The organism is Kaistella gelatinilytica, from assembly GCF_015679325.1.
Lineage (GTDB): Bacteria > Bacteroidota > Bacteroidia > Flavobacteriales > Weeksellaceae > Kaistella > Kaistella gelatinilytica.
This window is the reverse complement of the sequence record NZ_JADPVI010000001.1, coordinates 956,917-978,695: the sequence shown is the minus strand read 5'-3', so window position 1 is coordinate 978,695 and position 21,779 is coordinate 956,917. Positions and strand designations below refer to the sequence as shown.

Genomic DNA, 21,779 nt, shown 5'->3' with positions numbered 1-21,779 from the left:
CTGAAATTATAAATTTTTTTAAATCATTAAAATATAAATTTTTAAAAATTGAGTTTTAAAAGAAATAAAGATTTATTAGGAGAAATCGAAAGACTTTAAAAAGCATGCACCTCACATTTGCCTGCAAATTCTTAATGTTTCTCCATTTCTTAACTGTCTTAATGGTTATACGATCAGTAAAGCACTTCTAAATAATATTGCATTACAATTTCTTTGCGTCATAATCGCTCTCATTTCCTAAGCGATCAACAGATTTCATAGCAATCGTATTCAGTTTTTTACCATTTTTATTTAAAGGCAAGTTTCTGGACGTTATATTTTTTTCCAGAATTTCGGTTTCCCAAGTATCACCATATTTTGCATATAAAATCCATTGAAAAACATTCTGGTTATCAATTGCATTCCATTTTGCATTGGCTGAATTATTCCCGTTATCAACCGATAAAATTGGTTTGGCTAAAGGCGCTGTTTTTATCCAGGGCGTTTTCGGAACCAAAGCTTCTGTTTTATAAGCATTTTTTATAGAGTTGTACATCGCCGGAGATTTCGACAGTCCATCAACACTGTAATGGATCGTTCCTGCGCCTCCTTTCATGATATTTCTCGTCGTATTGATCTGGCTTACGATTTCTGCGGGACGATCGGAAACTCCGTTTAAACCAACTGTATTTAATCCCGGATAAAGATGGCGATTCTGTGTGTTTTCGCTTTCCCACCATTTTAATAATGCAGGGAAACTTTGCGGTCCATCGTTTTTCCAGTAGAGTTGGGGCGAAAAATAATCCAGCCAGCCTTGGTTCAACCATAATTTGGCGTCTGCATACAATTCGTCATACTGAGAAGAACCTTTAATTCCTTCCGGAAAACCGGGTTTCCAGATTCCAAATGGACTTATTCCGAACTGAACGTAGCTTTTTTCCTGCTTAATTTCGTCGTGAATTCTTTTGATGAATTTATTTACGTTTCCGCGTCGCCAATCTGCTCGTGATAGATTTCCGCCGGATTTCTGATACATGTTCCAGGTTCTGTTATCGGGAAAATCCTTTCCACCATTGTATTCTTTGTAAGGGTAAAAATAATCATCAATATGAATCGCATCAATATCATACCTTTTCACCAGGTCTTTGATGACGGCAGAAACATGATCCTGCGTTTTATCATCAGACGGATCCATCCAGTACATTCCGTTTTTCAACTTAATGATCTGCTCCGGCATTTTTTTTACCATAGATTCGCCTGTAATCGGTCCACCTGTGGTATGTTGAGCTCTGTACGGATTAAGCCAGACGTGAAGTTCCATTCCTCGTTTATGTGCTTCTGAGATCCAAAATTCTAAAGGATCATAAAATGGAGTGGGAGCTTTACCAGTTTCACCAGTTAAAAAATAAGACCACGGTTCCAAATTGCTTTTATACATCGCATCTGCAGAAGGTCTTGCCTGAAAAATTACCGCGTTAAAATTAGCTTGTTTCAATAGATCTAAAATTTTGATCGCTTCGTCTTTTTGTTGTTGTGTTGAGAGATTGTTTTTTGAAGGCCAGTTGATATTCGCAACCGTTGCGATCCAGGCAGCACGAAATTCGCGGTTGACTTCAGGGAGGTTGAGTTTTAAAACTTCTGGTTTAACGGGTAATTCTTTTGGAGTTTTCGGTATCGTAGAAACAACTTTAGCAGTTGATTTTTTTATTGGCTTTTTCTGCGTGGAACAGGAAGTTATAAAAAGAGAAAATATAATTATAAGTAGTGCTGAAACCTTTGCAAAAGAATGATTCATAGATATAATTTTAGGATAGAACCAGGTAATGGTTAATTTTAAAAAGATTGATTGATTAAGAGAATTTTAATAGACCAGAAATTGACAGCCGCAAATATATAAAAAGCAATATAATTACTGGATTTGAATTTAATCCTGTAAAATTTACTAAAGTTTAATTTTTAATATATTTAGACTAGATGAATAAGATAAATTATATTTTCAAGAGGGCCTATTAATTTTGATATGTAACAAAAATTGAATTAGCATAGCCGTTCTTTGTCCCGTCTGTGAGATCATTTGCAACACCATTCACCCATATTTTAGCAACGTCGCGGTTTCTGCTATTTTCTTCGTAACCTGCGATATAGATATTTGCCTTCTGAACAAAAATAGATTGAGCGGAAGCATTATTTTTTCCGTCGCTAATATTTTCTGGTTTTCCGTTGATCCATAATTTTGCGACACCTTTTCCACTTATCGTTTCATTACCCACAACATATGTATTTCCATTCTCAACAAAAATGGCTGAAGCGACACTAAAACGACTTCCATCTGAAAGATTTTGAGCCTTGCCATTCTTCCAAATTTTCGCGATATAATTATTATCTACAATCTCATAACCAGCCGCGTAGATATTACCATTTTCAACGAAGATTGAAAGGATAAAATTTATTTCTGAATTGAAAGAAATATTTTGTACGATCCCGTTCTTCCAGATTTTTGGTAAAAATTTATTTCCGATTTCTTCATAACCGGCCACATACACATTTCCTTTGTCAATAAATAGTGAGGTCCCTTGTGAACTGTTCTTTCCGTCGGGAAGACTTAAAGCGTTTCCGTTCTTCCAAACTTTTATCACATAATGAGCACCATTATATTCGTCCCCTAAAACGTAAACATTGTTACCTTCAACAAAAACAGTTTTTGCATATGCGTTCTTAGATCCGTCGGTCAACTTTTGTATTTTGCCATTTTTCCAGATTGCTGCAATTGATTCCTCATCAGGCATAATGGAACCAACTAAATAAACATCTTCTTTATGGACAAATACAGAATTTGCATCAGAATATAAATCTGAATTCTCCAAATTTATGCTGGAGCCGTTCTTCCATAATTTAACAACGTGTTTCATGCCAACTTCCCGTGCATTTTCCTCAATTGAGCTTTCAAATTGACTTTCATTATATTCATAACCTGCCACGTAAATAGTTGCGTTTTTTGACGCGCCGCTATTCTTATTAGTATTATTATTTGTACTGCACGATTGTAATAAAAAAACAACAATCAGTGCTTTAAATAAATGATTTAAATATTTTAAGGAAATTGATTTCATAAGTATCATTTAATTTTAATTGAATATTTTAAACACCACTTTTATTACTAATTTGATCCACAGATTTTTCGTAAATTTAAATTACAAAGCAAATAATTGAGAAAGGACAAGTTACCTATTAAAAAACAAAGAGTTCCAAAAATTAATTTGGAACTCTTTTATCAAATTTGGCAAATGCCAATTTATTTAAATAGTCTCGAAGGATTAACCTTTCGCGCCTCTTTCAATTCTTTTTCTCTCGTCTTCAGAAAGAACTTTTTTACGCATTCTGATGAAGTTTGGCGTTACCTCGATCGCTTCGTCACCTTGGATGTATTCCATACATTCTTCCAAAGAGAAAAGGATTTTCGGTGCGATACTTCCGTCTTTATCTTTTCCAGAAGCTCTCATGTTATTCAACTGTTTTGCCTCTACAATATTTACAACCATATCAACTGGTTTGTTTTGCTCACCGATGATCATACCTGCGTAGATTTCTTCACCCGGATCAACGAAAAACTTACCTCTATCCTGTAATTTTGCAATTGAATATTCAGTTGCCGGACCTTGAGTTTTGCTGATCAATACACCAACCAATCTTCCAGGAATTGCTCCTTTGTAAGGTTTGTAATCTACAAAACGGTGTGCCATAATTGCTTCACCTGCAGTTGCAGTCAACATTTGAGAACGCAATCCGATCAAACCTCTTGAAGGAATTTCGAATTCTAAATGCTGCATTTCACCTTTCGTTTCCATGATGTGAAGATCACCTTTTCTCTGAGTCGCTAAATCGATCACCTTAGAAGCATATTCTTCAGGAACATCAACAACCATTGATTCATATGGCTCACATTTTACACCGTCGATTTCTTTGATGATAACTTGCGGCTGACCAATTGTCATTTCATAACCTTCTCTTCTCATCGTTTCGATCAAAACAGAAAGGTGAAGAATACCACGACCAAATACTAAGAATGTATTTGCATCTTCAGTTGGCTCAACTCTTAAAGCTAAATTTTTCTCTAACTCCTTCGTCAACCTTTCTTTCAGGTGATTTGAAGTTACATATTTACCATCTTTTCCGAAGAAAGGAGAGTTGTTAATAGAGAATGTCATGTTCAAAGTAGGCTCATCAATTGCCGTTCTTGGCAATGGATCTGGATTTTCTAGATCTACGAATGAATCACCGATCTGAAATTTATCAAAACCAACAATTGCACAAATATCTCCAGCTTTTACTTCCTGAACTTTCTTTTTTCCAAGACCTTCAAAAACGTACAATTCTTTTACTTTTCCTCTAACGATTTTTCCGTCTTCCTGAGCTAAACCGATCCATTCAGATTCTTTTACAGTACCCTGCATGATTTTTCCGATCGCAATTCTTCCTAAAAATGAAGAGAAGTCAAGAGAAACGATCTGCATTCTTAGTGGACCTTCTTTCGCTTCCGGAGCCGGAACATATTGTAAGATACCATCTAATAATGGGAAGATATTTTCAGTTTGTTCTAATGAAGTATTAAACCAACCTTGTTTAGAAGAACCGTAGAACGTTGGGAAATCCAGTTGCTCTTCCGTTGCATCTAAGTTGAAAAATAAATCGAAAACTTTATCATGAACTTCATCCGGACGACAGTTTGGTTTATCAACTTTATTGATAACTACAACCGGTCTTAGACCTAATTCTAAAGCTTTTTGAAGTACGAAACGAGTTTGAGGCATCGGTCCTTCAAATGCATCTACTAAAAGTAAAACACCATCGGCCATTTTCAAAACTCTTTCTACCTCACCACCGAAATCGGCGTGACCAGGAGTATCAATTACATTAATTTTTGTGTCTTTGTACATTACCGAGATATTCTTTGACAGAATGGTAATTCCTCTCTCACGTTCCAAGTCATTGTTATCCATGATCAGATCACCTGAATCTGCTGCATTCTCACGGAAAACGCTTGTAGCGTGGATAATTTTGTCAACCAAAGTTGTTTTACCGTGGTCAACGTGCGCAATAATTGCGATATTTCTAATGTTTTGCATAATCGTTTTTTGACCGTGCAAAAGTAATCTTTTTTCGTGAAAAACGAACGTAAGTATTAGAATTTAATAAAATTTTATGCTAAAAATTATAGAAAGTTTAAAATTACTAAAGTCTAAACCTAAAAATTTTACCGTAAACACAGTTTTTAACAAACAAAAAAGCGACTTTTCAGCCGCTCAAACAAATAAATTCTTAGTATAAATGGATCATTCCTTTAAATAGGAATATAGATTATCTTTTAAATGAACTCTTTTTTTACGCAGATCTGTCAGGTGATCATCTGTGGTGTGATTTTGTTCTCCTTCTTCGTAATGCTGAATGAGCGCGTTGACTTCTTCATAATTCACATACAGTTTTTTGAAGCCTTCATCATTCAGTCTAAAATCATTGATTTTTTCTTCCAGCTCTGGGAATTCGTGGGTAAGATTGTGATTTTCCATGACGATAATTTTTTGAATTATTTATAGAATAAAGTTAGGGAAAAATTCATTCTAACAAAATATGAAAATTGTCATTTAACCTCTTGAATTTATTTCAACAGATCGAGTTCGATAATATTATTGTCTTTAGCAATTTTTTCTTTTTCCTTTTTTTCACGGTCCCGCAGAAATTCAGTCATATCTGTTTTTTGTCCTGCCACGCTGACCTGTACAATATTTGATTGCTGTAATGATGACCGAATCGATTTATTGGGATCATTTCTATTATCCAGATAAAACTTTTTATAGGCAGCGCGATCTATATTTAAATAATCCCCTGAATCGAAAACAAAATTTTTATTCGGATCTATATTTTTCACTTCTTCCGGAGTCAGATTTTTAATTCCATTGAGCAGGAAAGTATTACTTTTATTTTGATCTTCAATTTTTACAATCAGTCCCGGCAAACCGCAAAATTTATAAGGTCCTTCCTGAATTGGGATCTCCGTCGTAAACCAGGCGATCCACTTTCTACCGTACATTTCCGTTTTTGCTTTTTGAGTTTGGAAATTCCCTATTTTTTCTTTCTCTGGTAAAATTATCCAGTTTATCTTTCTTTCGTCTAATACTTTTAGTTTCGTTTGCCCGCTTCTTGTGACCAAAAATGTTTTGAAGTCCGGAGATTCCTTAATAACGGTATGCCTGAATAAACCTTTACGATTTTCCATCTTAACATTCATGGTACCGCTTGCAACAATTTCTTTTTCTAAAACTTTCTTGTAGGCAGAATCACTTTTGAAAACTGTTTCACTATAGAATTTCGAAAACTTCGGCACAACATCCAGAATTGTCATTTCAGATTTTACGTCTGCCTGATTAGTAGAATCAGGAACAAATTGATAAACGTAACTGAATCGCTGGTTTTGCGCGGTTCCGAAACTGAAAATAAAGATTGAAAGAAAAAGTAGTTTATTCATAATTAAAGAATTAAAAATTATTTTGAAATATGGATCAGTTCTTCAATTTAATGTAGATCGCACCTTTAACTTTTCCATCAGATCCCTTTTTATAAACATGCATTGATTCAATTGTTGAAGGATTCAACTTTTGCATTTCTTCGTCTGTAGCGGGTTTATCATCAATGAAAATATCGGGTTTTTCATTTTCTTGAACTTTAAGATTAGTTTTTGAACTGGCATTTTCACCAGCTCCATAATTTTTTCCGGTACTTTTCACCTTAAATAAAGGAGGAGTTATTGCGGGATTAAATTGCGCAGAACTTTTTTCTGCTTCTATTGCTCGCTTTTCCGCAATTACAGCACTGTTTACAGCATCCTCAATTCTCTTTTTAAATTCCGGAGAATTCATTGTTTTGTCCGCTTCTACAGCTTTTTCTACCGCATCCTGAATCTTCTTTTTAAACTGCGGAGAATTATATTTTTTTTCAATTTCCTTTGCACTTAATTCTGCTTTTTTTGCCTGTTTTTCCGCAATTCTGATTTTCAATTTGAATTCTTTTGAATTGACTAATCGATCTGCTTCTGCTGCTTTTCTGTCAGCATCTTCAATTTTCTTTTTAAATTCGGCAGAGTTAACAAATCGATCTGCTTCGGCCGCTTTTTGATCAGCTTCTAAAATCCTTTTCTGATCGGTAGCAGAATTCTGAAGACTTTCTGATTTGATGGTATCCTTATCAATGAATAATTCGGGATGCTCCTGATACGTTTTTGTTGCATCAGTTCCGAAAGCCACATCTTTTTTTTCTGAATTTTTACTGTTTTTTTGAGCAGAATGATCTTCTGATTTCAATTGGGAAACTAACTTTTCAATTTCCTTGTTCGTCGTTTTAATTTCTTTATTTTTCGCATTCACCAAATACAGAAAAGCTAAAGTGAATAATAAAGGTAACGCTAATATTCGTCGCGCATAACTGAATTTTGTTTTTGATTTTTTAAGCATTGTTAATCTTTTTTTGAGGTTAGAACTAAGGAACGGACTCGTTGCAGGTAACATTTTTCCGGAAAAGTGACTTGCCAAAAGCATCTGCGCAAATGCTTTCGTGTCCGAGTTTTTTAGGGCTTTTTTATCAGCCAGATATTCGTGTATTAAATTGATTTCTTTTTTGATCAGATAAAAGAAAGGATTAAACCAAAATAGGGCAGTGATGATTTCCAGAAAAATTTTATCCCAGGAATGTTTCTGCTCAATATGAACCATTTCGTGCTTTAAAATTTGACGTCCCAGATCTGTATTAATTTCAATTGAATTTTTCCAGAATAAATTTTTGAAAAAAGAAAATGGTGCTTCTTCTAAATTGGTTTGATAAAAACTGATTCCTTCGAAATTTTCCTTCCTAAATTTCTTTTTTAAGATTTGAATTTTAAGCAGACCGAAAATTAATTTCGTTAGAAAAAAGACAGCGACCAGTCCAGTAAGTAAAGCGCCAATTTTAATATAATTGAGATCATTGTTAGAAGTATTAGGAGAACTTATGTTTTGTAATCGATCAATCAGGAAATACATATTGCTGTTTACTTCAAGTGTAAAATAACTTACTTTCAGTAGAGGCAATAGCAAGCTGATCATGACTGCTGCCAACAGATAAAACCGGTTGTAATGATGAAAAGTCTTGTCTTTAAGAAACAATCTATAGTACAAAAACAGTATTCCTGAACTTAAAATAACTTTGCCGAAATAGAAAAATAGTGCTTCCATCAGTCTTTGTTTTTAAGTTCATCCAATAGCATTTCAAGGTCTGCGACACTGATCTCATTTTTTTCTACGAGAAACGAAACTGCATTCGTGTAAGATCCTTCAAAATAATTTTTTACCAGACTTTTCATTGATTTCCCGGTGTACTTTTCTTTCGAAATCAAAGGAAAATATTGATGTTGTCTGCCGAAAACTTCATAATCAACGAAGTCTTTTTCTTTTAAAACTTTCAAGATTGTAGAAACTGTATTCGTGTGTGGTTTCGGATCTGAGAACTGCTCCAGAATATCTTTAAGGAAGGCTTTTTGCAAGTCCCACAGATATTGCATCACTTGTTCTTCGGCTTTTGTTAATTGAGAAATTTGCATATCACTAATTGTTTAGTGATACAAATGTAGAATTAAATTTTAATTGTACAACTATTTTTGTAGTGATAAGTCAGATTTTTATTTATTTACCTGATTATCAATGCAAATAATTAGTAATTTTACGGAAAAATTATTCTTGAAACCATCTGAAAATAAATTTTTTCTATCTAATTTGTTAAAAAATCCTTAAAATGATATAAGAATTGAACAAAGGAATTATTCTTGATGTTAAACCCCAAAATCATTAAAATTTAAAATATGGATACTAAAAGAATTTCAGCAACTTTGGAAGAGGCATTAAGTACACAAATGAATGTTGAACTGTTCCAGTCTCACACATACTTGTCTTACGGAATTTGGGCTACAGATAAAGGATATGACGGAATAGGAAATTTTTTAATGCGACATTCCCTGGAAGAAAGAAATCATGCCATTAAATTCATGCAGTATGTTCTCAACAGAGGCGGAAAACCGACCGTCACTGCCTTGAAAGGAGCTGAAGGAGATCCTCAAAATCTAACCGATTGTTTCAACAGAGTTTTTAAACATGAAGTTGAAAATACCGAAAAGATCTACAATCTCGTTAATATGGCTTTCGAAGAAAAAGACTGGGCAACCTGGAATTTCTTGCAATGGTTTGTAAAAGAACAGATTGAAGAGGAGACGTTAGCGATGGACCTTATCGACAAATTAAAAATTGCAGGCGGCGATCGTGCGACCGATGAATCCCTTTTCAACTTAGATAAAGATTTAGGAAAAGCAGAAGATGACGCTGAACTGGCGAGAAATGCAAATTCTGAAAATCCTTAAAATATTTCGTAATATTTATAAAATCCATTCCAAATCGGTCTGGATTTTTTTATGCAATAAACCCAATCAAAATCTTTATCTTTGCAAACTGTTATTTACTGGGTTTAAATCAACTTTAAACCTGCAATTTTAAACTTTGAACTAAAGATATGAAATGTGGAATCGTAGGTTTACCCAATGTAGGTAAATCAACCCTTTTTAACTGTTTAAGCAATGCTAAAGCGCAATCAGCTAACTATCCTTTCTGTACCATCGAACCTAATATCGGAACAGTTTCTGTGCCTGATGAGCGTTTGTTTGAACTGGAAAAATTAGTAAAACCCGAAAGAGTTTTGCCGGCTGTAGTAGAAATTGTAGATATTGCCGGTTTGGTAAAAGGCGCAAGTAAAGGCGAAGGTTTAGGAAATAAATTCCTGGCGAACATCCGCGAATGTGAAGCTATTATTCATGTTTTAAGATGTTTTGAAGATGGAAATATTATTCACGTTGAAGGAACGGTAGATCCAATCAGAGACAAAGAAATTATCGATATCGAACTTCAGTTGAAAGATATTGAAACCTTAGCAAAATCAGTTGAGAAAGCGAAGAAATTCATCAAGTCCGGTAAAAAGGAGGATGTTATGACTTACGAAACGCTTCTCAATCTTCAGAAATTTGTGGAGGAAGGTAACAATGCCCGCGAATTTCCAATGGATGATTTTTCTACACCAATTATTTCGGAAGTTCAGCTGTTGACCAATAAACCGGTTTTATACGTTTGTAATGTTGACGAAAATTCAATCAAAAACGGAAATGACTGGATCGCGAAGATCGAAGAAATGGCAAAGAACGAAAATGCCGAAGTAGTTGTTTTAGCCGCTCAGATCGAAGCCGATATCAATGAATTGGATACTTTCGAAGAGCGTGAAATGTTTTTGGAAGAATTAGGCTTAACAGAACCCGGCGTTAACCGGTTGATCAGAAAAGCTTACGATCTGTTGCAGTTGCAGACTTATTTTACAGCAGGTGTAAAAGAAGTTCGTGCCTGGACCATCGGGAAAGGTTGGACCGCGCCACAAGCAGCCGGAGTTATTCACACCGATTTCGAAAAAGGATTTATCCGCGCAGAAGTTATTAAATATGAAGACTTTTTGAAATTTGGATCAGAAGCGAAAGTGAAAGAAGCAGGAAAAATGGGAGTTGAAGGAAAAGAATATATCGTACAGGATGGCGATATGATGAATTTTAGATTTAACGTGTAACTAGAAAAGCACTTTTTTATATCATAAAGTTTACCGTTTTGACGGTAAACTTTTTTTGTTTTTATATATTAGCGGCCTAAAAAAAATTAAATTAGTTATGGTTAAAAAATTATTTTTGGCATCTGCTCTCGGACTAGGTGCATTTTATTACGGACAAACAGTTGTTTTTCAGGAAAACTTTGAACCTGCAACCGCAGCATTATGGACCATCGGTGATCGTGACGGCGATACAGAAAGTTGGGAATTTTTAGATGCACAACTCAATGGAGTTGATTCTTTTCAGGGATATTTTGCGACTTCATTTTCCTGGTATTTCGAGGCTTTTACTCCCGATAATACGTTAACAAGTCCTTCAATTACACTTCCTGCAACCGGAAATTTAGAATTAACATTTAAGGTAGCAGCTGGTGATGAGGAATTATTTGATGAGCATTACGCAGTTTATGTAATTCCGGCAAACACTAGTTTCACGGGTACTGAAACTCCGGTATTTGAGGAAACTTTAGATGGTGGTTATCTTGCCGCCGCGAAGGTTGTTAACGTTGATGTTTCTTCTTACAAAGGTCAGGACGTGAAATTAGTTTTCAGACATTACGATTGTACTGATATTTTCTATCTTGGAATTGACGATGTTACGGTAACTCAAAGTTCTCTGGCAGTATCAGATTCACAAAAAAATCAGATCAAGATCTATCCAAATCCAAGTTCAGATTTTATTAAGATCGACAATGTTAAAGACATTAAAACAGTTCGTATTTTCGACATGACCGGAAAATTGGTAAAACAAACTTCTGCAAAAGAGATCGATGTTAAAGGCTTTGCAAACGGACAATATATCGTAAATGTTTATACTGGAAATGAGATCATCTCCAGAAAATTCATCAAAAAATAACTATTTCGATTACAATATAAAGCGGACTTCGGTTCGCTTTTTTTAGGTCTAAAATTAATTTTTCAGAGTTCATAATATCCTGTTTTTTTTACGTAAATTGGGATCAAATTATTTTATGGAAAACAAAAAAGTAGCAGTTGTAGTCGGGAGTTTACGCAAAGAATCTTTCAATAGAAAAATTGCAAAGGAAATGATGCGACTTGCCCCGAAAAATTTAGAATTAAAGATCGTAGAAATTAAAGATCTCACTTTCTTTAATGAAGATATTGAAAAGTCTCCTCCACAGGAATGGACCGATTTTAAAAATGAAATTAAGAATTCAGATGCCGTACTTTTTGTTTCGCCTGAATATAACAGAACGCTTCCCGGAGTTTTAAAAAACGCTATGGAAATTGGTTCACGCCCTCCGAAAGAAAACTCCTGGAAAGGAAAACCTGGCGCAGTTGCAACCGTTTCGCCCAGTGCAATTGGTGGTTTAGGAGCAAATCACAATATACGTGATGCCGCGATGTCACTGGACATTCCAATGATGCAGCAACCTGCAGCGTATATCGGCGGCGTTAAAGACCGTTTATTAGAAGATGGTGTGACCGTAAATGAAGCCACAGAAAAATTCATCACCGATTTTATGATCGCTTTCGACAAGTGGATCCAAAGATTCTAATAAAATTCTTTGCATTTACATTGAGAATAGCATCAAAACTTTTCCACAAAATTTTAAAAATCAGTTTCCTTTCACTATTTTTGTGAGTTACTGAATTTAAAGCACTTTCAAACAGATATGAGCGAAAACGACATTGTTAATTATTCCGAAGATAATATTAGAACCCTCGATTGGCAGGAACATATTCGGCTTCGTCCGGGAATGTATATTGGTAAATTAGGCGACGGTTCTTCTGCAGACGACGGAATTTATATTTTGCTCAAAGAAATCATCGACAATTCGATCGATGAATTCGTAATGAAATCCGGAAAGAGAATCGAAATTAAGATCGACGATGGTAAAGCTGTTGTTCGCGACTATGGTCGTGGAATTCCTTTGGGTAAAGTCGTTGATGCAGTTTCTAAAATGAATACGGGTGGAAAGTATGATTCAAAAGCTTTTAAAAAATCAGTCGGTTTAAATGGAGTAGGAAGCAAGGCGGTGAACGCACTTTCGGAGTTTTTCAAAGTACGATCGATTCGTGATGGCAAAATGAAGATCGCGGAATTCTCGCAGGGAATCATTACCGAAGATTTCAAAGAAACCGAATCTACTGATCGAAACGGAACCGAAATTACTTTTATTCCTGATGCCAGTATTTTTACGCATTATAAGTTTCGAAAAGAGTATATCGAGAAAATGCTCAAAAATTATTGCTACCTGAATCCAGGTTTGAAAATAGTTTTTAATGGCGAAACGTATTTCTCTGAAAATGGATTGAAAGATCTGCTTCAGGAAGAAATTGAAGGCGAAATTATCTATCCGATCGTTCATTTGAAAGATGAAGACATCGAAGTCGCGATCACGCATTCTGATAAATCACAGTCTGAAACGTATTTTTCTTTTGTCAACGGACAAAATACAACGCAAGGTGGAACCCATTTAAATGCTTTCCGCGAAGCTTATGTAAAAACGATCCGGGAATATTTTAATAAGAATTTTGAAGCGGCAGATATCCGTAAATCGATCATTGCGGCGGTTGCCATCAAAGTGGTTGAACCTGTTTTCGAATCACAAACCAAGACCAAACTGGGTTCTAATGAAATGGAGCCTGGAAAGGAAACGGTAAGATCTTTTATTACCAATTTCTTAAAAAATAAACTCGATAATTTCCTGCATCAAAATCAGGAGATTGCAGAAGCGATCCACCGGAAAATCATTATTTCTGAAAGAGAACGAAAAGAACTTTCGGGAATTCAGAAATTGGCACGGGAAAGAGCCAAAAAAGTTTCTCTTCACAATAAAAAACTGCGCGATTGCAGGCAGCATTATAACGATCAGAAAGCTTTGAGAAAAGGCGAAACCATGATCTTTATTACGGAAGGAGATTCCGCATCAGGATCAATTACCAAATCCCGTGATGTAGAAACGCAGTCTGTATTTTCATTAAAAGGAAAACCCCTGAACTGTTATGGTTTAACGAAACGCGTTGTTTACGAAAACGAGGAATTCAATTATTTGCAGGCAGCTTTAAACATCGAAGATTCTCTGGAAGATCTGCGTTACAATCACGTTATTATCGCTACAGATGCCGATGTTGATGGAATGCACATTCGTTTGTTGATGATCACATTTTTCCTGCAATTCTTCCCGGATCTCATTAAAAACGGACATCTTTATATTTTGCAAACGCCACTGTTTAGAGTTCGAAATAAAAAAGAAACCCGCTATTGTTATTCCGAAGCTGAAAGAATTAAAGCTTTAAATGAACTTGGAAAAAATCCCGAGATTACCCGATTCAAAGGACTGGGAGAAATTTCTCCTGATGAGTTCAAGCATTTTATTGGAAAAGACATCCGCCTCGAACCTGTAGTTTTAGGAAAAGATCAGACGATCGAGCAGATCCTGGAATTTTACATGGGAAAAAATACGCCGGACAGACAGGCTTTCATCCTGGAAAATCTTGTAGTCGAAGATCCTGATATTGATAAAAAAGAAGTTTTGAGTGATATGGAACTTTAAACAGATCACAGCAGATAAGAATTTAAGAAAGATGAGATTAAATAACCGCAACAGAGTTGGCTTATACCACTTTTTAAGCACTTTGGTCATTATGATTTTTGTGGTGGGAGTTTTAGCTTTTTTTTTAGAGCGTTATATGTATAATTATCTGGGTTCGAGTTCTGCATTATTCTTAATTATCCCAACCTTCATCTTGCTCGTATTTTATTTCAGAGGAAGGCAGATTTTCGAGTATGACAGCGATGGCGAAGCTTTAATGGTGAAAAACAGAAATATATTTCCGTTTTTAGATAAAGCAACAACCGACGAATTTCCGAAATATAAATTGCTGAAATATGAAATACTCGACATTCTAATTCTTAGAAGATTGTATATCTCAATTTCAAGCAAAAAAAACAATTCGATTATTTTGAAATATGATGTTTCCTACCTGACGAAGAAGGAGTTAAATGACCTGAAATTTTCGTTAAGCAAAGTGATTAAAGCAAATAAAGAGAGAGAAAAAAGTTAATGGAAGAACAAGAAAATCACCACGAAGAATCATTAAGAAAAGTTTCCGGTTTATACAAAGACTGGTTTTTAGATTATGCCTCTTACGTAATATTAGATCGCGCTATTCCTTCAATTTTTGATGGATTCAAGCCGGTTCAGCGCAGAATTATGCATTCGATGCGGGAACTGGAAGATGGCCGTTACAATAAAGTTGCGAACATCGTTGGGAATACCATGAAGTATCATCCTCACGGAGATGCGTCGATCACCGATGCGATGGTTCAGATTGGTCAAAAAGAACTGCTGATCGACACTCAGGGAAACTGGGGAAATATTTATACAGGCGATTCTGCTGCAGCTGCAAGATATATTGAAGCACGATTAACGCCTTTCGCTCTGGAAGTTGTTTTCAATCCGAAAACGACGGACTGGTCCAAATCTTACGACGGCAGAAATAATGAACCGATCGATCTGCCTGTAAAATTTCCGCTGCTTCTGGCGGCAGGAGTTGAAGGAATTGGAGTAGGGTTGTCAACGAAGATCATGCCTCATAATTTTAATGAACTGATCAATGCCTCGGTTGCACATTTGAAAGGCAAAAAGTTCGAATTATTCCCGGATTTTTTAACAGGTGGAATGCTCGATGTTTCCAGTTATCATGATGGTGAAAGGGGCGGGAAAATTCGTGCCAGAGCAAGGATCATTCAGAAAGACAGAAATACACTCAGCATCAATGAACTTCCTTTTGGGAAGAATACCAGTGATTTAATTGATTCGATCATCAAAGCCAATGAAAAAGGCAAGATCAAGATCAAAAAAATCGAAGACAATACTTCCGACAAAGTAGAGATCAATATTTATCTGAATAATGATGTTTCGCCCGACAAAACCATCGATGCTTTATACGCATTTACCGATTGTGAAATCCCGATCTCGCCGAATGCCTGCGTTATTGTGGGTGACAAACCGGAGTTTTTAACGGTTTCAGAAATCTTAAGAAGAAATACCGATCACACGGTTTCTCTCCTGAAAAAAGAGCTCGAAATTGAACTCCACGAATTGCAGGAAAACTGGCATTTCTCTTCTTTGGAAAGAATATTTATCGAGAACAGAATTTACCACGATATTGAGGAAGTAGAATCCTGGGAAGATGTAATTTCAACCATCGACAAAGGTTTAAAACCGCACACCAAACATTTATTAAGAGCCGTAACCGAAGAAGATATTTTAAGATTAACAGAAATTCGAATTAAAAGAATTTCGCGTTTTGATCTCGATAAATTCAAAGAAAATATTGTAGCACTCGAAGGAAAAATAGAGCAGGTAAAACACCATTTGCTCCATTTGATCCCTTATGCGATCGAGTATTATCTCAACATTCAAAAAAAATACGGCAAAGGAAGAGAGCGCAAAACCGAACTCCGGATTTTCGATACGATTGATGCGACGAAAGTTGCCGTGGCAAACGAAAAATTCTACGCCAATTTTGAAGAAGGATTTATCGGTACCTCCCTTAAAAAGGATCAATATCTTTTCGACTGTTCCGACATTGATGATATTATTACCTTCCAAAAAGATGGTACCATGAAAGTGGTCAAAGTAGAACCAAAAACCTTCATCGGAAAAAATATTGAGCACGTTGCGATCTGGAAAAAGAATGATAAACGCACGGTTTACAATATGATCTATCGGGAAGGAAAAGAAGGTCCGTTTTACATGAAACGCTTTTCTGTCACAGGTGTTACGAGAAATACCGATTACAAATTAGCCTCTGATAAAAAAGGTTCAGAAATGCTTTACTTCTCTGCAAATCCTAATGGTGAAGCAGAATCTGTAACCGTTTTGTTGAAACCCAATGCAAGAGTCCGAAAAAATAAAATTGAACTTGATTTCTCGGAATTAGGCATCAAAGGGAGAGATTCTAAAGGAAATCTGGTCACCAAATATGCGGTGAAAAAAGTGGATCTCAAAGAAGAAGGCCATTCTACTTTAGCACCGAGAAAAATTTGGTTCGATGATACCGTACGACGTTTAAACGCCGATGCGAGAGGAACTTTGCTGGGTAGTTTTAAAGGCGATGATAAAATTCTGACTATCAATTCTCAGGGAGAAGCCAAACTTATTACGTTTGAATTGAGCAACCGTTTCGATGACGATTATTTGATCCTGGAAAAATGGAATCCAGAGCAGGCGATCACCGCCATTTATTTTGATGGGGAGAAGCAGATCTATTTTATCAAAAGATTTTTACTCGAAAACACGACCAATGTACAGCAGTTCATGCTTTCAGACCATCCGAAATCGTTTATTGAGAATGTGATCGTGGCGAACAATTCTACTTTAGAACTCATTTTTGCGAAAGATAAAGACAAACAAAAAGATCCGGAGATCATCAATACCGATGAATTCATTGGCATCAAAGGAATCAAAGCCCTCGGAAATCAGTTGACGAAAAGCAAGGTGAAGACGATCAACATCACGATTCCTGAACCAGCAGAAGAAATTAATGAAGGTTTCGATGTGGTAGAATCTACGGAGGGTCATATCAGTTTTATTGACGAAGATGTGAAAGACGCAGATTTCCCCGAAGAGGGAACAATTGGTGATCTGTTTGAATTCCCGGAAGAATAATTGAATTTTAAATTTGATAGATTAATAAAGACGCTTTTTTGAAGAGCGTCTTTTTTATGTAAATCTTTAGGTGTTTAAACCCAGCAAGAAAGGGTGTTTTCTCTCAGTATATTTCTGACGAATGATTTTATCTTTAGGCTATTAATCAATAAAAAATTAACATTATGCCACTCATTAATTTAAGAAGTGTACATCTTACACCAGCCGAACTCACCACCATCAAGCAGGCGATGACCGATTTAGAAACTACCTTACAAAATGTAAATGTTCCCTTAACCCCAGAAGATCGCCTTCGCTATGGAAGCATCAATGAACAGAACAAACTTTTGGTGAACAAAGTGAAAGACTTTCATACCAACAGTCCCGAACTTTCGGTAACCGATGTAGACTGGGACGAGTTTGACCGCGATTATAACAGCCGTGGAAATTATGAAAGTTTGATCGCTCGTTTAGAATCTCTGGTGCTCAACCTGCGAAATGCAAAAATTCTGCACGATTACGATAATTACCAGGCTGCGCTTGCAGATTATGCCTACACCTCTTATCGGGCGGGAGGTGGAACGCCGGGTTATGAGACGAAACAAAATGAACTGAAACAGTTTTTTAACCGAAGTGGTAAAACTGCGCCAGCGATTCCCGAGTAAGCAATCAATTTTTCCCTTTGGTCAAAGGCCCATTTCGATTTGAGATGGGTTTTTTCTTGTTCAACAAATGATCATCGGGATTATTATAAAAAGGAATTGAGGTTCAGAACCTCATGCATGGCGCAAATTGCTCCATCGATGGGGTTCGCCGGCTCATCGATGGGGTTCGGAACCCCATTTTTGGGGTTAGGTAACGTCATTTTTGAGGTTCGGAGGCTCAATTTTGAGGTTCGGAACCTCATGGATGGGGATGGAAACCTTTAATCAGGGGTAAAGAAGTGGAATTGATGATTTTTTTATAGAATGAAATAATTTTTTCGAGGGTTTTGCGCATTCTTATTTTTTAAAATATTCTGGCAAGCAGAGAGGAGGAGTATTCTTAAAGTCTACAACAAATACAAAGACCATCTAATGATTTATAAAGAAAAAAAGGATATATTAGTGATTAGAAATAAGTCTTACGAATATCAGACATATACCTACCAAATCGGTTGTATTTGTCTGATGACGTAAGACATATATATAAGTTAGCAGAAATCTAAACTAAAATATCGCAATTATGAAAAAAATATTACTGATTATAATTTTAAATTTTTTCTTCATCTTAAAATCACAGTGTAGTGTAAATTCCTTGCCTTTAAATCTACTTGGAAAGGAATATTATGAAGTTACAAACATTCTCTATTCTGACATTAATATTTCTGACCTTAAAATTAATTTTTTTAATCCTGCAGAGAAAAAAGTCGCTGATTATGATGCAAATTTTAAATATTTAGATGGAAAACATTATATTAAATATATACAATTTAATTATTCTTTACAAAAATGCTTTACTAATTCTAATCAAAATGATTATGTTGAATATAGCCTAAAATTAATTGATGACAAAGTTTATAAAGTTTCAATATCAAAGACTTACAGTTTTGCCGAAAAAAATAGTTTACAAAAAGATTCGGAAAGATTAAAAAAAATGGTGAAGGAAAAGTATCCAATTTTCAATGGAAAAGATGGTATTTCATATCGATTTAACATTACGAAAGATAATCCGGAAGGGGAAAGTATTCAAACAGGAACAAGTGAAAAATTTTCAGCAACTAAATTAAGTCCGACCACTAAAATTTGGAAAGTTAATTCTTGTAATATCATTACTGAAACTCAATATTCATTTGGACAATTAGGAGGATATTCTTTACCAGCCAAAAGTTTAACATTACAATTTGAATTTACAAATTTACAAAACACAGCACTTGACAATAGAGGTTATTAAAAAGACTTCTGCTAACGGCGGTTTTGCAGTAGTGCGGGATTTTCGCAAGTTTAAAGATTTTAGACATTCCGAAAGGTAGTTTATAAAAGAAAGATTTGTCATATTAAACCGCACCATCGCAATGCCGCAAAACGTTATCAGAAATTTTAAAACAATAAAAATATGATATGTTAATAATAAGAAAAATTTTAATTTTTATCAATCTTCTTTTTACAATTTTGTGTCTTTCGCAATCAATGATTGGAAAAACTTACGATCAAGTTATTGATAAATTTTATAAAGAGAATCTGAAGCCAATGCACAGTGTTATTATTGGTAATAATGAAATTAAATCATTGCTTTTGGAAAGAAATGATTATAGAATCAGCTATGTTTTTGATGAAAATGAAATTTGTGTAAGAAATATATTCATCTATAAAAATGAACAATCACTTAAAAATGATGTAAAATATTTTAATGAAAATTATGAAGTCGTTTCGAAAAATAAATGGATAAGTCCCAAACACACCTTATGCGTAGAATTGTATGAATTAGGTGGAAGTCAAAATATCAAAATCGAGGATTGTAATGTAAGTAATGGATTCGAACATTCACATAAAACTACTAATTACAGCACTAATTATATGGTTAAGACAGACCGAGCATATTTCTTTACAACGCCTAATTTACATGACAGAAAAAAAGCATATCTTGTTTATGGCGAAGGAATAAATGCTATTTCAGAATCAAAATATTTCATTTATACTGAATTTTTAAATTCAAAAAGAATCAAAACTTCAGGTTGGATTTTAAAAGACGCATTAATAAAAAACTGAAAAAACTTCTGCTAAAAAGGTATTTACACAAGTGGGTCTGAAGTTTTAATCGATTAATTAAGTCTTTAACAAGTAGAAAGTTTTCTTATTTTTATCCCGCCTGCATAAATACCCGCACGTTGCATGCTATTTCACGAGAAAATGGTTATAATTAGAAAAGTTTTAACTTTTTGAAAATAGTTGACAGCACAAATATCTAGAATTATTTAATTCATCTACATAACAAATAAACATGAAAATATTTTTACTTATTTCAATCTTCGCAAGTTTTCTTGTAAAAAGTCAAATACAAGATCAAAGTCGTTACTACGATTTTGTTGGTAAAAGAGTTCTAATAAATAAAAGCATTGTTGCTTATAGTGTATCAGAAAGTACAATTGTTGCCGGTAAAATCCAAGAAACTACCCATAATACACCAAGCGAGAAAAATCCATTCATTATTTACATAAGTTCAACTGATGACAATGCAAGTATAAGAATTAACAATAAAAATTTTAGAGAAGATATTATTTATACTTTTCAGAAATTATATAAGATGAAGGCAAGCGACTCTAAATATGAAGAATATAATTTTATAAATGGAAAATGTGATGCAGGTTATTTAATACCGAAAAATAATGAACATCAATCTTTGATAATTAGTTGCTTAGATTCTAAAAAGGATGGTTTTACTGTACAAATGACAATATCGCAATTTGACGAACTATAAAGAGAGATCATACAACATGAAATTTCTACAAGCGCGTGTAAGGTTTGCACCGAAAATTTTAGCGATTAATTAAATTTTTAGCAAGTAGAAAGTTTTCGTATTTTTATTCCGCCTGAATAAATACCCAACCGTTATCTGCCATGTTAAACAAAATCATTTTTTAAAAATAAAATAAATGAATAAAACTTTTTTTCTATTTATTGTGATTTCAGGTATTTTTTGCAAATCTCAAACTAATAGATTTATTTACGAATTAAATTATAGAAATAATTCAAATGAAGATTATCGCAAAAATTTAATGGCATTAGACATCAATCCGACTTCTACAAAATTTTATGACTCCGATTTTATTGAGTATGATTCAATTAATAAAAATTCAGGCGAATCAGTTTCTCGATACAGTACAAAAACTGATCAAATAGTTGTTCGACAGCCAAATTCTTTTAGAAACAAACGATATCGTGATTTCTTCGATTATTTTGTTGAAGAAACAAACGACGAAATGAAATGGAAATTATTTCCTGATACTCAAATGTACAACGGCTATAAACTTCAAAAAGCAACAACAGAATTTGGAGGAAGAAAATGGATAGCGTGGTTTTCAAATGACGTAAATATTTCTGAAGGTCCATATAAATTTCGTGGTTTGCCTGGAATGATTTTTCTACTGCAAGATTCCGAAAATAACTTTGTCTACAAACTCATAAAAAATAACAAGCTAAATCAGACCTACGATACAAATGAATTTTTAGAAACTCATTATGGTAAAATAGCGCTTCCAACAACGAATAAAAAGTATAACAAGCATATAGAGGAGATTTATCAAAATCCACAACGGATGTTTTCCGATAGAATAAAAAGTGGGGAAAAAGCAACTTTTAAAAATGAAACTGTTGAATCAATTGACGAACTCAATCGAAAAAAAACAATGTTACAAAATGGAATTAAAGGCCGCTACATTTACGTAGAAAATGATTCAAAGCCGAATTTTGAAAACAAATAAAATAAGAA

The 21,779-nt window shown here is 34.6% G+C and carries 19 protein-coding genes; 12 read left to right on the top strand and 7 right to left on the bottom strand.

Annotated features, from left to right (window positions below):
* Positions 1-202 precede the first annotated feature (202 nt).
* The 7 genes from IV494_RS04245 to IV494_RS04215 all read right to left on the bottom strand — a co-directional run bounded on the left by IV494_RS04245 (position 203) and on the right by IV494_RS04215 (position 8,602).
* Positions 203-1,774 carry a glycoside hydrolase family 10 protein gene (locus IV494_RS04245; RefSeq protein ID WP_196078910.1) on the bottom strand — a complete coding sequence of 524 codons (1,572 nt, stop codon included), beginning with the start codon at positions 1,772-1,774 and terminating at the stop codon, positions 203-205.
* Between the two features lie 214 nt (positions 1,775-1,988).
* Positions 1,989-3,089 carry a hypothetical protein gene (locus IV494_RS04240; RefSeq protein ID WP_196078909.1) on the bottom strand — a complete coding sequence of 367 codons (1,101 nt, stop codon included), beginning with the start codon at positions 3,087-3,089 and terminating at the stop codon, positions 1,989-1,991.
* A 204-nt stretch (positions 3,090-3,293) separates the two neighbouring features.
* Positions 3,294-5,102, bottom strand: coding sequence for a translational GTPase TypA (typA, locus tag IV494_RS04235; protein WP_196078908.1), 1,809 nt, complete (start codon positions 5,100-5,102; stop codon positions 3,294-3,296).
* Positions 5,103-5,309: 207 nt separating this feature from the next.
* Positions 5,310-5,543: a YdcH family protein gene (locus IV494_RS04230; RefSeq protein WP_196078907.1), complete on the bottom strand. Its 234-nt coding sequence runs from the start codon at positions 5,541-5,543 to the stop codon at positions 5,310-5,312.
* Positions 5,544-5,632: 89 nt separating this feature from the next.
* Positions 5,633-6,499 carry a GLPGLI family protein gene (locus IV494_RS04225; protein ID WP_196078906.1) on the bottom strand — a complete coding sequence of 289 codons (867 nt, stop codon included), beginning with the start codon at positions 6,497-6,499 and terminating at the stop codon, positions 5,633-5,635.
* 34 nt (positions 6,500-6,533) lie between these two features.
* Positions 6,534-8,237: a M56 family metallopeptidase gene (locus IV494_RS04220; RefSeq protein WP_196078905.1), complete on the bottom strand. Its 1,704-nt coding sequence runs from the start codon at positions 8,235-8,237 to the stop codon at positions 6,534-6,536.
* On the bottom strand, positions 8,237-8,602 hold the full coding sequence (locus IV494_RS04215; protein WP_196078904.1) for a BlaI/MecI/CopY family transcriptional regulator: 366 nt from the start codon (positions 8,600-8,602) through the stop codon (positions 8,237-8,239). Before IV494_RS04215 ends, IV494_RS04220 begins: the two co-directional genes overlap by 1 nt.
* A 258-nt stretch (positions 8,603-8,860) precedes the next feature.
* On the opposite strand from IV494_RS04215, the gene IV494_RS04210 reads away from it, so the two are divergent.
* The 12 genes from IV494_RS04210 to IV494_RS04155 all read left to right on the top strand — a co-directional run bounded on the left by IV494_RS04210 (position 8,861) and on the right by IV494_RS04155 (position 21,771).
* Complete coding sequence (locus tag IV494_RS04210; protein WP_196078903.1) at positions 8,861-9,412, top strand: ferritin; 552 nt, start codon at positions 8,861-8,863, stop codon at positions 9,410-9,412.
* Between the two features lie 149 nt (positions 9,413-9,561).
* Positions 9,562-10,653, top strand: coding sequence for a redox-regulated ATPase YchF (gene ychF, locus IV494_RS04205; protein ID WP_039354110.1), 1,092 nt, complete (start codon positions 9,562-9,564; stop codon positions 10,651-10,653).
* 97 nt (positions 10,654-10,750) lie between these two features.
* Positions 10,751-11,545 carry a T9SS-dependent choice-of-anchor J family protein gene (locus tag IV494_RS04200; protein WP_196078902.1) on the top strand — a complete coding sequence of 265 codons (795 nt, stop codon included), beginning with the start codon at positions 10,751-10,753 and terminating at the stop codon, positions 11,543-11,545.
* Positions 11,546-11,660: 115 nt separating this feature from the next.
* Positions 11,661-12,209, top strand: a complete 549-nt coding sequence (locus IV494_RS04195) for an NADPH-dependent FMN reductase (RefSeq protein WP_196078901.1) — start codon at positions 11,661-11,663, stop codon at positions 12,207-12,209.
* Positions 12,210-12,326: 117 nt separating this feature from the next.
* On the top strand, positions 12,327-14,210 hold the full coding sequence (locus IV494_RS04190; RefSeq protein ID WP_196078900.1) for a DNA topoisomerase IV subunit B: 1,884 nt from the start codon (positions 12,327-12,329) through the stop codon (positions 14,208-14,210).
* 31 nt (positions 14,211-14,241) lie between these two features.
* Positions 14,242-14,721 carry a hypothetical protein gene (locus IV494_RS04185; RefSeq protein ID WP_196078899.1) on the top strand — a complete coding sequence of 160 codons (480 nt, stop codon included), beginning with the start codon at positions 14,242-14,244 and terminating at the stop codon, positions 14,719-14,721.
* Entirely contained in the window at positions 14,721-17,333 is a 2,613-nt protein-coding gene (locus tag IV494_RS04180) for a DNA gyrase/topoisomerase IV subunit A (RefSeq protein WP_196078898.1), read from the top strand. Before IV494_RS04185 ends, IV494_RS04180 begins: the two co-directional genes overlap by 1 nt.
* A 164-nt stretch (positions 17,334-17,497) precedes the next feature.
* A complete protein-coding gene (locus IV494_RS04175) occupies positions 17,498-17,977 on the top strand; it encodes a hypothetical protein (protein WP_196078897.1) in 480 nt (159 codons plus the stop codon).
* Positions 17,978-18,536: 559 nt separating this feature from the next.
* Complete coding sequence (locus IV494_RS04170) at positions 18,537-19,244, top strand: hypothetical protein (protein WP_196078896.1); 708 nt, start codon at positions 18,537-18,539, stop codon at positions 19,242-19,244.
* Between the two features lie 167 nt (positions 19,245-19,411).
* Positions 19,412-20,059: a hypothetical protein gene (locus IV494_RS04165; protein ID WP_196078895.1), complete on the top strand. Its 648-nt coding sequence runs from the start codon at positions 19,412-19,414 to the stop codon at positions 20,057-20,059.
* Positions 20,060-20,291: 232 nt separating this feature from the next.
* Positions 20,292-20,768: a hypothetical protein gene (locus IV494_RS04160; RefSeq protein ID WP_196078894.1), complete on the top strand. Its 477-nt coding sequence runs from the start codon at positions 20,292-20,294 to the stop codon at positions 20,766-20,768.
* A 175-nt stretch (positions 20,769-20,943) separates the two neighbouring features.
* On the top strand, positions 20,944-21,771 hold the full coding sequence (locus IV494_RS04155) for a GLPGLI family protein (RefSeq protein ID WP_196078893.1): 828 nt from the start codon (positions 20,944-20,946) through the stop codon (positions 21,769-21,771).
* Positions 21,772-21,779: the final 8 nt, after the last annotated feature.